We start from the raw sequence: 14,362 nt of genomic DNA on the forward strand, positions 1-14,362 counted from the left end.
ACCTGTCACAGCATATGGCTAAGGGGCTCCACCGCCGTAGCGGCGAGCCCCTCACCAACATCTCATACCGTTTCAAAGAATCGGCACGAGCAAATACAGAACTACTTCTGTTCCTGGCCCACCTGAGCGAGGCGGTGCGCCTCATCCATCTCAATAGCGGACTGAACCACAGGCTCCAGGTCACCATTCAGTACGGCATCCAGGTTGTACGCCTTGTAGCCGGTACGGTGATCCGCAATGCGGTTCTCCGGGAAGTTGTAAGTACGGATACGCTCCGAACGGTCCATGGTACGCACCTGCGAAGCGCGGTGTGCCGCGTTCTCAGCGTCAATCTGCTCCTGCTGGTGAGCCAGCAGTCGCGCACGCAGAACGCGCATCGCAGCTTCACGGTTCTGCAGCTGAGACTTCTCATTCTGCATCGCCACCACAATACCGGTCGGAAGGTGGGTAATACGCACCGCCGAGTCAGTGGTGTTCACCGACTGACCACCGGGGCCCGAAGAACGGTACACGTCAATCTTCAGGTCATTCTGGTTAATCTCGATTTCTTCCGGCTCATCCACTTCGGGGAACACCAGAACACCGGCAGCAGAAGTGTGGATACGGCCCTGAGACTCAGTCGCCGGAACACGCTGCACGCGGTGCACGCCACCCTCGTACTTCAGGTGCGCCCACACGCCCTCGGCCGGCTCATTCGAGGAACCCTTAATAGCAATCTGGGCATCCTTATAACCGCCCACGTCAGTGCTGGTCGAAGAGATAATCTCAGTCTTCCAGCCCTTGTGCTCGGCGTAACGCATGTACATGCGCAGCAGGTCACCAGCAAACAGAGCCGCCTCGTCACCACCGGCACCAGCCTTCACCTCAAGAATGACGTTACGGCCATCATCCGGGTCACGCGGAATCAGCAGGCGGCGCAGCTTCTCCTGAGCAACCTCCAGCTCCTCCTCCAGACCGGGAATCTCCGCCGCGAAATCCGGATCCTCATCAGCCATCTCGCGAGCAGCCTCAAGGTCATCCTTCAGCGAAGTGTACTTGTTGTACGCAGTCACAATACCGGTCAGCTCCGCGTAGCGGCGGCCCACACGGCGTGCCTTACCCTGATTCGCCTGCACGGCGGGGTCAGCCAGCTGATTCTGCAGGTCAGCGTGCTCATCCAGCAGAACCTGAATAGATTCAAACATTCTGTTCTCTCTTCCATCTCCCGCACTTTACGCCGCACGGGCAGGCACTAGACATCTCACACCCCTGGCAGGGATGCACAAAACGAACGGCTCACGCGCCCCACCCACAATGAGGAGGTGGGGCGCGTGAGATACGAGCCTTAGTCGACCAGACGCAGACCGTTCTTCTGAACCGTCAGAAGGAACTCCACGTTGCTTTCAGTCTTACGCAGCTGGTTGGTCAGAACACCCAGAGCCTGCTCGGGTTCCATACCCGCCAGGGCACGGCGCAGACCCCACATAATCTTGATCTCATCCGGGGAGAGCAGGTTCTCCTCGCGGCGAGTACCAGAAGCGTTAATATCAACCGCCGGGAAGATACGCTTATCCGCCAGCTGACGGGACAGGCGCAGCTCCATGTTACCGGTGCCCTTGAACTCTTCGAAGATCACTTCGTCCATCTTCGAGCCGGTCTCAACCAGCGCGGTAGCCAGAATGGTCAGCGAGCCGCCCTCTTCAATGTTGCGGGCAGCGCCGAAGAACTTCTTCGGCGGGTACAGTGCGGCAGAATCCACACCACCGGACAGGATACGACCGGATGCGGGAGCAGCCAGGTTGTATGCACGGCCCAGGCGGGTCATGGAGTCCAGCAGCACGACCACATCGTAGCCGAGCTCCACCATACGCTTCGCACGCTCAATAGCCAGCTCAGCCACAGTGGTGTGATCCTCAGCCGGACGGTCGAAGGTCGAGGCGATAACCTCACCCTTAACAGTGCGCTGCATATCGGTCACTTCTTCAGGACGCTCATCCACCAGGACCATCATCAGGTACACGTCCGGGTTGTTCACGGTAATCGCGTTCGCGATGGACTGCAGCATGAGGGTCTTACCCGCCTTCGGCGGGGACACAATCAGACCACGCTGACCCTTACCAATCGGGGACACCAGGTCAACCACGCGGGTGCCCAGCTTCTTCGGGGTGGTCTCCAGGCGCAGACGCTCCTTGGGGTACAGCGGGGTCAGCTTCGAGAAGACGCGGCGGTTCGCTGCTTCCTCAACGCTCTGACCGTTAATCGCCTCAACCTGAACCAGGGCGTTGAAACGCTGGCGGTTGTTCGACTCACCCTCGCGCGGCACGCGAATCGCGCCGAGCACGTGGTCGCCCTTACGCAGGTTGTACTTCTTCACCTGAGCCAGGGAGACGTACACGTCGTTGGTGCCGGGCAGGTAGCCGGTGGTACGCACGAAAGCGTAGTTGTCGAGAATGTCCAGAACACCTGAAATCGGTGCCAGCACATCGTCTTCGCTCAGGCGAGGCTCGTTCTCCTCGCGGCGGCGAGCCTGCTTCTCAGCACGCTCAGCCTGGCGGTCACGCTTGGAACGGCGCTCAGTGCGCTCGGCACGCTCTGCGCGTTCTGCACGCTCAGCAGCCTTACGCTCGGCACGTTCGCTACGCTCAGCATTGCGCTCTGCACGCTCCGCCTGGCGGTCACGCTTGGAACGACGCTCAGTACGCTCACCATCCTGGTCGCGGCGACGCTCACGGGTGCGGGTACGCTTCGAGCTCTTCTCACCGTCGGGGGTGCCAAAAGTCATGTCCAGGGCAGCGTTCAGGCTGTCCAGGCTCGCGGTGCCGTCAGCGGTAGTAGCCTTCAGCTCAGCAGAGTTACCGGGCAGGTCAACCTGCTCCGCACGCTCGCCAATACGCTCAGCAGCCAGCTCAGCACGCACGTCCAGCGGAGGAAGCTCAGCGGGCTTCTCGTCCTTACGGGTACGGGTGCGGCGGGTACGCTTCTCCGGCTTCTCGTTATTCTCAGTCTTCTCGAACTTCTCAGCCGATGCGTCCTCGCCCTCAGCGGCGCGGCGAGCGCGCGCACGCTTCTGAGCGGGAGTCTCATGGCGGGAAGAACGGGTACGCTTCTCAGACTTTTCAGCCTTCTCAGCACCCTCAGCGGGAGCCTCAACAGCCTCCGCGTTTTCGGTCTTCTCTGCCTTCGCCTCAGCATCCTTCTGGGTGCGAGTACGGCGGGTACGGCGAGGCTTAGACTCCTCAACCTTCTCAGCATCGGGAGTCTGGGCAGACTCAGCGGGAGTCTCAGCCTTGGGCTCAGCAGGAGCGGCTACGGCGCCGCCACGCTGATGCTCCTCAAGAGCCTGAACCAGCTCAGCCTTCTTCAACTTCAGATAGCCGCGGATACCAAGCTGCTGGGCGAGGACACGCAGCTGCGCGACCTTCAAGTTCGCAAGTTCCGGTGCGGCAGCTGCCGTACCGTACTCATCGGTGACAACAATATTCTTTGCCAACTACAATTCCTTTGGTTATAAGCCCTGAAAATCTTCAGAATAAAGATCGGGCGAACGCTATAGCGCGGTCAAAGGCTTAGACACTGCCGAAAGAAAACAGCAGTCCGCACCTTCGACTCCCTCGAACCGCACTGGAGGCGGTTCGCGTCTCTTACCGTACCCGCTGATTCAGACACAGCGGGCACACACGGAAGATAAGGCGCTCTATCACAAATGTGGGCAAGCCCAAACCATCATCTCTAAGAACCATCTACACGAGATGAAGAGGATGGAATGGTCACTTTGAAAGGGCACCCGCCGCGAAACCGAACCTCCAGAAAAGTCTTCCCCTATGCGTCAGAAATAAAGAAAGACGTGAACTCCAAAGGCACTCCCCCGAACCCTGCCGACTCCCGCTCAGATACAAAAGCACCTGAGGGATAAGGGGAAACGGAAGTACGTTACGAAGGATAGTATCGACGGTCTACATTGAACGACGGGCGAACCTCAACATAGGACGAACTAATAACGTCCTACTGAGTAACTATAACACCTTCAGTATCAATTTCAAGAGGAAGAACCCGCCAGTTCAGGCGACGATCCACAATAGCGCTACAGGGGTGAGTCGCCGCGAACTCGGCAATAGCCTCCTGCACCTGCTGCACCTGCTTATCGCCGTGCGCAAAGGTCAAAACAGTCGGGCCAGCGCCAGAAATCACCGCCGCAAAACCCTGACCGCGCAGGTACGCCACCAGCGCAGCCGACGGCTCCATCGCGGTCACACGATAACCCTGATGCAGGTAATCCACAGTCGCATCCATCAGGTACTCGGGAGCATCAGAGAGAGTGCGCACCAACAACGCCGCACGAGCCGAGTTCGCCACCGCCTCAACGTGGGGCATCTGCGCAGGAATCAGCGAACGAGCAAGCTTCGTCGACACCTCATAATCGGGCACAGCCACCACAGGGTGAACATCAGGATGCACCGGAATAATCAAGGTCTTCCAGTTGCCCATCTCACCCCAGGACACCGACAGGTTGCCGTAAATCGCCGGAGCCACGTTATCCGGATGGCCCTCCATATCGGAGGCGACCTGTAGCATCTGCTCACGGCTCAGACGGTGCTCCTCCGGCAGCAGACCGCTCGCTGCAGCCACACCCGCAACAATAGCCGACGCCGAAGAACCCATACCGCGAGAATGCGGAATCTTGTTATCAGCAATCAGCTTCACCGGGGGCAGCTCATCCAAACCAGCCGCCGCGAAACCAGCCTTCATCGCCTGCAAAACCAGGTGGCTCTCGTCGCGAGGAACATCCGCGCTACCCTCACCGCTGAGCTCAAACTCCAGGCCGGACTCAATACGCTCAACAACCAGCTCATCATAGAAGCCAAGACCCAAACCCATGCTGTCATAGCCGGGACCCAGGTTAGCGCTCGTAGCGGGAACGCGAACCTTAACGGACGCGCCCACCGGAATATCAGAAATATGCAGGGAAGACATGAGAAGAACCTCGCGATCGGTGACGTAATGAGTGAATAGGTGAAAGATACAAAAAGGGCTGTCATGCAGGTGCACCCCGCCCCGAAAAATCGGGACGGAGTGCACAACGTAGTATGAATAGGCTAGTGCAAATCGAGAATATCTGCCACAGCAACCACGTCGAAGGGAGCCTTAGTCGGCTCAACCTTCACGCCGTTCACAGCCTCAAGAGCCCACTGCGGGTCCTTCAGACCGTGACCGGTCACGGTGATGACGATGGTCTTACCCTCGGGAGCTTCACCGGCGCGGTGCTTCTTCAGCAGACCCGCAACACCGGCAGCCGAAGCCGGCTCCACGAAGACACCCTCGCGGGCAGACAGCCAGCGGTGCGCCTCCAGAATCTCCTCATCGGTGACAGCCTCAATCACGCCGCCGGACTCGTCACGAGCAGCTTCAGCCTTCTCCCACGACGCGGGGTTACCGATACGGATCGCGGTCGCAATGGTCTCAGGAGCCTCAATCGGGTGACCAGCAACGATCGGTGCAGCACCAGCAGCCTGGAAGCCCCACATGATCGGACGCTTGGTCGCAACCGGCTCCAGCACCTTACCGTCACGGTTGGTGTAAGGCTCCGAGTACTCCTTGTAGCCCTTCCAGTACGCGGTGATATTACCCGCGTTACCAACCGGCAGCAAGTGGTAATCGGGAGCGTCACCCAGGGTGTCAACAACCTCAAACGAACCGGTCTTCTGGCCCTCAATACGGTAAGGGTTGACCGAGTTCACCAGGAACACCGGGTAGTTCTCGCTGAGCTTGCGAGCAATCTCCAGGCAGTTATCGAAGTTGCCGTCAATCTGAATGATGTCAGCACCGTGAGCGATAGCCTGAGACAGCTTACCCATAGAAATCTTGCCGTCCGGAACCAGCACTGCACAGCGCATACCAGCCTGCAGAGCGTACGCAGCCGCCGAAGCGGAAGTGTTACCGGTCGAAGCGCACACAACAGCCTTCGCGCCGTCACGCTTAGCGGCGGTCATCGCGCTGGTCATACCGCGGTCCTTGAACGAACCGGTCGGGTTCATACCCTCAAACTTCAGGTAAACGGTGTTACCGGTCTCAGCAGACAGTGCCGGCGCGTGAATCAGCGGGGTACCGCCCTCGCCCAGGGTCACAGCCTTCACATCATCTGCGAAAGGCAGACGGTCACGGTACTCATTGATAACGCCCTGCCACACGTGTGCCATTGGCTTCTCCTTCAATCTTGGCGCCCCGCCCGCCGGACCTCCCATAGGTCCGGCGCGATAGCGGGTACGCGGGTTCGTTCGTGAGCGATGCTTCTACACGAAAACACCGCAGGTTTAGTGAGCGGCGCGTGCCGCACGTCAGTTAGCGCTAAGCGCCTAGTGCTTCTCAGACTCCACGCGGATGACCGAATTCACCTCACGCACAGTGTCCAGAGCGTCAATCACAGCAATCGCACGGCGCAAATCAGCGTCCTTCGCAGAGTGGGTGACCATACGAATCTGAGCCACACCCTCCTTCGGGGCGGACTGGCGCAGAGAATCAACAGAAATACCGTGCTCAGTCAGGATGCGGGTAATATTCGCCAGAACGCCCAGGCGGTCCTCAACCAAAACACCCACCGAGTAGCGAGACACCACGTTATCCAGACCGGTTGCGTGCAGCTGCGCGTGGGAAGTCTCCGGAACACCGGGACCACCCAGCACCAGACGACGAGCCAGGGACACGAAGTCACCCAGAACAGCCGAAGCAGTCGGAGCGCCACCCGCGCCGGGACCGTAGAACATCAGCTCACCAGCGTTCTCCGCCTCAACAAACACAGCGTTGAACGCACCGTGCACGCCCGCCAGCGGGTGCTGACGAGGAATCAGGGTTGGGTTCACGCGAATGTTCGCGCCGTTCTCACCCTCGCGCTCGCAAATAGCCAGCAGCTTGATGACGTAACCATCAGCATCCGCGGCAGCAACATCATCAGCGGTGATAGAAGTAATGCCCTCGGTGTGCACGTCATCAATAGTGAACGTCGAGTGGAACGCCAAAGAAGCAACAATCGCAGCCTTCGACGCGGCGTCGTGGCCCTCAACGTCAGCGGTCGGGTCAGCCTCCGCGTAGCCGAGCTTCTGAGCCTCAGCCAGCGCGTCCGAGAAGGATGCGCCGGTGGTGTCCATCTGGTCAAGAATGTAGTTGGTGGTGCCGTTCATGATGCCCAGAACGCGGGTCACACGGTCACCAGCCAGGGAGTCACGCAGGGGGCGCAGAATCGGGATAGCGCCAGCAACAGCAGCCTCGTAAGAGAGCTGAGCACCGGACTCATCAGCGGCAGCCTGCAGCTCCACGCCGTGCTTAGCCAGCAGTGCCTTGTTACCGGAAACCACGGACTTACCCGCCTTCAGAGCACGCAGAATGCGGGTGCGAGCCGGCTCAATACCGCCGGTCAGCTCGATGACCACATCCGCCGCATCAATCAGGGATTCAGCGTCGGTGGTGTACAGCGAGGGGTCCGCATTCCAGTGGCGGGATGCATTAGTATCGCGCACAGCAATACCGATCAATTCCACGGGCGCGCCAATGCGCTTTTCAAGGACGGCGTTATCCTCGACCAGGATGCGAGCAGCCTGGGAACCGACATTACCGGCACCAAGCAGTGCTACTTTGATCTTTTCAGCCACGATAGTCTCTTTCTACGGTCTGTTCCGGGTTCGCCCCGGTATCTCTTCGGGCTACGGCACGGATGCGGCGCAGAGCACGCACCCAACAACCACTTTATCAAGAGGCGGCGACGGGGCTGCGGCCTCAAGGTGCGACTTTTACTCTCTGAGATGAGGTTTCCCTCACACTTATGAGGTGAACCTTATCTTCTGTCATGTTGTAAACGCGCAAAATCGTGAAGACCCCGCCCGCGACCGCCACCTCACGGCGTCCATTGCAAAAATGGGAACTTCACGGTTTTTCATGATGTCAGAATGGGTTCTTAGATATCCGAACCCATATCCAGCGCCAACATATCCTCCTCACGCTGACGACGAATCATCACACGAGAAGGCTTACCCTCAGCAGTGGCAATCACCGGCGGGCGAGTCAAGAAGTTATAGTTCGAACCCAGCACATAGCAGTACGCGCCGGTCGCCGGAACCGCCAAAATATCGCCAGCCTGCAGGTCAGCAGGCAGGTAGCAGTAACGAACCACCACATCGCCAGACTCGCAGTGCTTACCCACCACGCGAGAGAGCACCTGCTCCCCCGCCGGAGCACGATTCGCCAGGGTCACCGAATAATCCGATTCGTACAGCACCGGGCGGGCGTTATCGCTCATACCACCGTCCACCGAAACGTAGCGGCGCACACGAATCTCGCCGTTCTCATCCTCAATGCTCACGTTCTTAATGGTGCCGACCGTGTACAGGGTCGCACCCGAAGGACCAGAAATGGAACGGCCCGGCTCAAACGACATATGCGGAATCGCCATGCCCAGGCGCTCGCAGGTCGCCGCGACGGAAGCGGCAATCGACTCGGTCACCTCGGTAATGGAGCGGGGGTGATCCGCCTCGGTGTAGCCGATGCCGTAGCCACCACCCAGGTCCAGCTCCGGCAGGGTCACGCCCAGGTCACGGTTGAGACGGTTCATGAACTCCAGGGCGGTAGTAGCCGCCTGCTCAAAGCCCTCCGCCTCAAAAATCTGCGAACCAATATGGCAGTGAATACCGCGGAAATCCAGGGAATCGGTCGCGTTCAGAATCGCGGCAGCCAGAGCCGCGTAAGAATCGGTGGACTCAACACCCCAGTGCTCCAGCTCCTCCTCATCCAAACCGGCGAGCGCGGCGGTGCCGGGCTGCAGGGACATGCCGAACTTCTGATCCTCGTGCGCGGTCGCAATGGACTCGTGGGTCGAGGCATGCACACCGGGGGTGATGCGAATCAGCACCGGAACCGGGGCGTAGGGTTCCTCGCCCTCAGCCACACGCTCGGCGGCAAGCTCGGCGTACACGCGCTCAATGAGCTTGAGCTCGTCCACCGAGTCAGCCACCACGCGGCCCAGGCCGTTGCGGATCGCGCGGGCAATCTCAGCCTCCGACTTGTTGTTACCGTGCAGGGCGATGTTCGCACCGGGCACCTGTGCGCGCAGAGCCAACGCCAACTCACCACCGGAGGCGGTATCCAGGCACAGCCCCTCCTCGGTAGCCCAGCGCGCCACGGCGGTGGACAGGAACGACTTACCGGCGTAGTAGACGCTCACCTTCGCACCGTGCACGGCGAAAGCCTGCTCAAAAGCGGTGCGGTAGGCGCGGGCGCGGGCGCGGAAGGTTGTCTCGGAGAAGACATACTGCGGGGTTTCGTGCTCAGCAACCAGGTCGCTGACGGTCACGCCGTCAATGCAGAGCTCGCCCTGCTCATTGCGGGTGAAGGAATCCGTCCAGATTGTGCGGGACAGTGCTTCGGGATGCTCGGGGTAGGTGAGCCATTCGGGGGCGTAGAGGGCGCGGGCTTCGCTCATCGTGTCTCTTTCTTAGCTATCTTGCCGGCATACGTTCAACCCCCGCCCCAGTAGCACCGGGTCGGGGGTTGAAACGAGAGTATTACATGCGCTCGGGTGCGCTCACACCCAGCAGGTTCAGGCCGTTAGCCAGCACCTGCTGTGCCGCGTTGTTCAGCAGCAGGCGGGTACGGTGCAGGTCGGTGACCTCTTCATCCGCCTTGGGGGTGACGCGGGAGACACCGTACCAGCTGTGGTACGCCGAAGCGAGCTGCTCCAGGTAGCGGTTCACGCGGTGCGGCTCGTAGAACTTCGCGGCATCACGCACAGCGGCGGGGAACTGGCCGAGTACAGCCAGCAGCTCACCGTCAGCAGCCGAGTCGAGCAGGGAGGTGTCCACGCCGTCCTCAACCTTCACGCCAGCCTCCGCAGCGTTACGTGCCACAGCGGCGGTACGTGCGTGAGCGTACTGCACGTAGTAGACCGGGTTCTCGTTGCTCTTGGAAGTCAGCAGGCCCAGGTCAATATCGATGGGGGTGTCCACCGAGTAGCGGGTCAGCTCGTAGCGAGCCGCGTCAACGCCAACAGCCTCGACCAGGTCCTCGAGGGTGACCACGGTGCCGGCACGCTTGGACATGCGGACGGGCTTGCCGTCCTTGACCAGGTTCACCAGCTGACCAATCATGACCTCAATCTGGTCGGCGCGGTAGCCAAGAATCTGGGCGATAGCCTTCAGACGGCCCACGTAGCCGTTGTGGTCAGCACCGAGCATGTAAATCGCCACGTCTGCGGGGTTCTCGGCGCGGGTCATCTTGTCCTGGTAGTAGGCGATATCGCCCGCCACGTAGGCGTGGTTACCGTCAGACTTGATGACCACGCGATCCTTGTCGTCGCCGTAGTCGGTGGTGCGCATCCACCATGCGCCGTCAGCCTCGAAGAGCTGACCGTTCTCGCGCATAGCGTCGAGCAGGGCGTCCACCTTGCCGCCTTCGAACACGGAGTTCTCGTGGAAGAACACGTCGAAGTGGGTGCCGAATGCCGCCAGGGACTCCTTGATCTGATTGAACATCAGGTGAGTACCGATTTCGCGGAAAATCTCTTCGGGGTTCTCAGCCTCAAGCGCGTCGGGGCGCTGAGCCAGGATCTGGTCCTTAATGTCCACAATGTACGCACCAGCGTAGCCGTCCTCGGGGGTCTCCTCACCGCGGGCAGCAGCAATCAGGGAGCGCACGAAACGGTCAATCTGGGTGCCGTGGTCGTTGAAGTAGTATTCACGCACCACGTTAGCGCCCTCAGCCTCAAGGACGCGGGCGAGCGCATCACCGACGGCAGCCCAGCGGGTGCCACCCAGGTGGATGGGGCCGGTGGGGTTCGCGGAGACGAACTCAAGGTTAATGGTCTTGCCGGCGAACTTGTCGCTGCGGCCGTATGCTTCGCCAGCCTCAACGATGGTGGCGGCAAGCTCACCAGCAGCTGCGGCGTCCAGGGTGATGTTCAGGAAGCCGGGACCAGCAATATCTACGGATGCGACACCGGGGATGGCACCAATCTTCTCTGCCAGAAGAGCTGCTGCCTCACGCGGGTTCTTGCCCACCTTCTTAGCGAGCTGCAGAGCGACGTTGGTTGCCCAGTCGCCGTGTTCGCGGGACTTGGGGCGCTCCACTCGGACGGCGGGCAGTTCAGCGCCCTCCACGAGGGTCAGCTGGCCGGAGGAAATGGTTTCTTCAAGGGCAAGCGCAATGGCTTCGGAGAGTTCTTCAGGAGTCATAACAAACTATTCTAGCAAGCCTTGGCAGGTGCCTGACCCTTTATCTAGTGCTTATCTGATACCATAGGTGGGTTGCCTCTGTAGCTCAGCGGATTAGAGCACCAGTTTCCGGTACTGGGGGTCGAAGGTTCGAATCCTTTCAGGGGCACGATGTTCTTATTCGAGAGGGAACACGGGAGCCGATATCCGAGGCGTATTGTTGGGTATCGGCTCCTTTTTATTTAACTGCCATGCTGCCCCCACTTTTCAACGTCAGAGCGTGGACACTACCCTCCGCCCTGTTGTGGCAACGCTAACAGCCTTGAGAGAATGGGAAAACGCGCACACCCGTCACATCAGCACGGCTTCAAGCCACAACAGCGGAGGTAACCCGATGACCACCATGCGCCAGATTCAGCTCACCGAATGGGGCGACGAAAACGTTCTGCACGAAGCAAGCGTGCCCATCCCCTCGCCGGTGCGCGGTCACGTGCTCATCAAGACGGTTGCCGCCGGTGTGAACCCGATTGACCTGACCACCCGCAAGGGTCTGGGCCCCGCCGCTCAGCTTGTCGACCCGTCGTACAAGCCCTTCGTGCCCGGCTGGGATGTTGCCGGCACCGTGGTTGCTACCGCCGGCGACTACACGGGTTTTAAGGTGGGCGACGGCGTATTTGGTCTTGTTGCTTTTCCCTCCCCCGCCGGTGCTTACGCCGAGTATGTTCTCGCCCCGGCGCATCAGCTGGTGAAGGTGCCCGCCGATGTTCCCTGCGCGCAATTGGGTGGCGCTCCCCTGGCGGCGCTGACCGCATACCAGGCGCTCTTCGAAGTGGCGCGATTGAAGGAAGGCGAGCGCGTGCTCATTCACGCCGGTGCCGGAGGCGTCGGTCACCTCGCCGTTCAGCTGGCGGCGCAGGCTGGCGCTCAGGTTTTTGCGACCGCCTCCGCGGCGAACCACGAGTTTGTGCGCTCGCTGGGTGCCCAGCCTATTGATTACCGCACCGAGGATTTCCGTACCGTACTGGGTCAGACCATGGATGTGGTGCTCAATTCCACCGGTCAGCAGACCTTCCTCGATTCGCTGGAGGTGCTGGTTCCCGGCGGCCGCATTGTCACGCTGACCAGCCCCGACCCGCTGGATGTTGCGCGTGAGCGCGGCTTCGAGGCGCAGTGGCTGACGGTTCACCCGGACCGCGCGCAGATGCAGGAGATTGCCCGCCTCATGTCCTTGGGCCTGTTGAAGGTGCACGTGGATCAGGTGCTTGATTTTTCGCAGGCTGCGCAGGCTCACACACTGGTGGCGACGGGTCGCACCCGCGGCAAGATCGTACTGGTTCCCTAACGAGGTGCTGATTCATGCAGATTTCTGAGAGCGCGCCGAAGGTTGAGGGCACCGAGTACTGCTCCGGTTTTTACCGCGAGGCGGGCTTTTACGATGCCCACTCACTACCCGACTACGGCGCGCAGTCACCGGTAACTCGCGAGGCGTTCGCCTACGATTTCTTCCCCAAGACCGGGGATATCTCTTCCCCCGCGCCGCTGCTGGTGTGGGTTCACGGTGGCGCCTGGCGCTTCGGCACCAACCAGGCCCTACGCGACATCATCCTGCGCACCCCTGGCGGGGAGCAGCCCAATACCCAGGCTCTCATGCGCGCCGCTTTTCAGCAGGCAGGCTGGGCGGTTGCGTCCATCAACTACCGGTATTCGCATCAGGCGCTCTTCCCAGGTGCCCTGCACGATGTGAAGGAGGCGGTGCGTTTCTTCCGCGCCCACGCGCACGAGTTCGGCATTGACCCGCAGCGCATTGCGGTAGCGGGTGGAAGCGCGGGCGGGCACCTGAGCATGCTGGTTGCGCATACGGGAGATTCCACCGCTGAGAATTCCGCCGTCGAAAATCATACGAGCGCACCCGAGCACGACGAATACTATGAGGGCAGGGCGGCGAGCGCCTACCCGTCCCATAGTTCGCAGGTGACGGCGGCGGCTTCGTTTTACGGGGTCAGCGATTTGAGGACCATCTTCACCGACCGTCCCCTGGCTGGCTACGCTCTCGACCACCCCGAGGATGACGGCGCCGAATGGCGGCTGTTGGGAAGCACCTACCCGGTCCCCGCAGACGTGTCTACTATCGACGCTTCCAAGGGTGAGCGGGCGGTTCCGAGTGTCTGCATCGAGCGCGCCCAAAAGAACTGGGAGCGTGCGCATCCTATTGATGCGGTACGCCCCCAGAAACGAGTGAATAAGGTCGAAAGTGCCTCTGCACAGGGTGCGAGCGGCGGTGCCACTGCCCTGATGCTCGTGCACGGTATTAGTGATTCGTGTGTGCCGTACCAGCAATCGGTGCGGGTGTATCAGGCGCTGCGCACGCGGCAGGTGCCTACCGATTTGGTGCTGGTTCCGGATGCCGAACACGGGGATTCGCGCTGTTTTAGCCCCGATATTGTTCAGCAGATGCTGCGGTTCTTCAACCGTACTGTTTAGTTCAACCGCGCTGTTCAGTTCAACCGTAGTGTCTGAACCATACTGTCTGATTCAGAGTGATTGACCGGACAGTAATTGACCAGATACAGGTTTAGCGAACGCGGCGGTTCACGTATTCGTGCTCAAGGCGGTAACGCTCGAGGTCATCAAAAGCAACGCGACGGTGCGTGTTAATGCGCTCGAACGGAATATCTCCGCGCTCCAGCAGGCGAACAACGGTCGGGCGGGATACGCCCAGGTAGTCTGCCGCCTCCTGCGTGGTCATGAGGCGGTCCTGGCGAACCACGCAGACATCCTTGCGGTCGGCGAATGCGCGCGCTACGGAGGTGAGGGGTCCGTACATTTCGGGGGAAATCTGTACGCGCTCGCCGTCGCCGGTGACCAGGTAGAGGGTTTCTTCGGCGCTGAGGCGGTCGAAGTGGGTGCGCAGACTCGCGTGAACGAGGGCTTGGAAGAGCTCTTCGCAGCGGTGGTGAATTTCTTCGTACTGTCCGTCTTCGCAGCAATCCAACACTGCAACACGTGTTGCCGGGTACGTCTTTGGTGATGGCATAGTCACTCCTTCGTTACTGTGTTATTCACCACTGTAGCAGTTGAACGAAACTATCGAAAGAAAGTTAAGAAGCGCAGTTAATTCGCATCTACGGTGCATAAAATTCAAATGAATAATTATTAACTCTTTAGATAGCATTTGATGTCGTTTATTGTATCTT

The 14,362-nt window shown here is 60.1% G+C and carries 10 protein-coding genes and 1 tRNA gene; 3 read left to right on the forward strand and 8 right to left on the reverse strand.

Annotated features, from left to right (window positions below):
* Positions 1-101 precede the first annotated feature (101 nt).
* The 7 genes from prfA to argS all read right to left on the reverse strand — a co-directional run bounded on the left by prfA (position 102) and on the right by argS (position 11,189).
* Positions 102-1,184: a peptide chain release factor 1 gene (prfA, locus tag HMPREF2712_RS08410; RefSeq protein WP_005507792.1), complete on the reverse strand. Its 1,083-nt coding sequence runs from the start codon at positions 1,182-1,184 to the stop codon at positions 102-104.
* 140 nt (positions 1,185-1,324) lie between these two features.
* Entirely contained in the window at positions 1,325-3,469 is a 2,145-nt protein-coding gene (gene rho / locus HMPREF2712_RS08415) for a transcription termination factor Rho (protein ID WP_070819739.1), read from the reverse strand.
* 512 nt (positions 3,470-3,981) lie between these two features.
* A complete protein-coding gene (gene thrB, locus HMPREF2712_RS08420) occupies positions 3,982-4,950 on the reverse strand; it encodes a homoserine kinase (protein ID WP_070819740.1) in 969 nt (322 codons plus the stop codon).
* Between the two features lie 122 nt (positions 4,951-5,072).
* Complete coding sequence (gene thrC / locus HMPREF2712_RS08425) at positions 5,073-6,173, reverse strand: threonine synthase (RefSeq protein ID WP_070616551.1); 1,101 nt, start codon at positions 6,171-6,173, stop codon at positions 5,073-5,075.
* Positions 6,174-6,329: 156 nt separating this feature from the next.
* Positions 6,330-7,619, reverse strand: coding sequence for a homoserine dehydrogenase (locus HMPREF2712_RS08430; RefSeq protein ID WP_049354858.1), 1,290 nt, complete (start codon positions 7,617-7,619; stop codon positions 6,330-6,332).
* Between the two features lie 302 nt (positions 7,620-7,921).
* Complete coding sequence (lysA, locus tag HMPREF2712_RS08435) at positions 7,922-9,442, reverse strand: diaminopimelate decarboxylase (protein ID WP_070819741.1); 1,521 nt, start codon at positions 9,440-9,442, stop codon at positions 7,922-7,924.
* An 82-nt stretch (positions 9,443-9,524) separates the two neighbouring features.
* Positions 9,525-11,189, reverse strand: a complete 1,665-nt coding sequence (argS, locus tag HMPREF2712_RS08440; protein WP_070819742.1) for an arginine--tRNA ligase — start codon at positions 11,187-11,189, stop codon at positions 9,525-9,527.
* A 74-nt stretch (positions 11,190-11,263) separates the two neighbouring features.
* Between argS and HMPREF2712_RS08445 the strand changes: the two genes are divergently transcribed.
* The 3 genes from HMPREF2712_RS08445 to HMPREF2712_RS08455 all read left to right on the forward strand — a co-directional run bounded on the left by HMPREF2712_RS08445 (position 11,264) and on the right by HMPREF2712_RS08455 (position 13,649).
* Positions 11,264-11,337, forward strand: a tRNA-Arg gene (locus HMPREF2712_RS08445).
* 225 nt (positions 11,338-11,562) lie between these two features.
* Complete coding sequence (locus HMPREF2712_RS08450; RefSeq protein ID WP_070819743.1) at positions 11,563-12,510, forward strand: NADP-dependent oxidoreductase; 948 nt, start codon at positions 11,563-11,565, stop codon at positions 12,508-12,510.
* 14 nt (positions 12,511-12,524) lie between these two features.
* The gene (locus HMPREF2712_RS08455) at positions 12,525-13,649 is read left to right on the forward strand and encodes an alpha/beta hydrolase (RefSeq protein WP_070819744.1); all 1,125 of its coding nucleotides are present in this window, start codon (positions 12,525-12,527) and stop codon (positions 13,647-13,649) included.
* A gap of 91 nt (positions 13,650-13,740) precedes the next feature.
* Here HMPREF2712_RS08455 and HMPREF2712_RS08460 read toward each other — a convergent pair whose 3' ends face one another.
* Positions 13,741-14,202: a helix-turn-helix domain-containing protein gene (locus HMPREF2712_RS08460; RefSeq protein ID WP_070629507.1), complete on the reverse strand. Its 462-nt coding sequence runs from the start codon at positions 14,200-14,202 to the stop codon at positions 13,741-13,743.
* Positions 14,203-14,362: the final 160 nt, after the last annotated feature.

Source organism: Rothia sp. HMSC064F07 (assembly GCF_001837265.1).
In the GTDB taxonomy this organism is placed as follows: Bacteria; Actinomycetota; Actinomycetes; order Actinomycetales; family Micrococcaceae; genus Rothia; species Rothia mucilaginosa.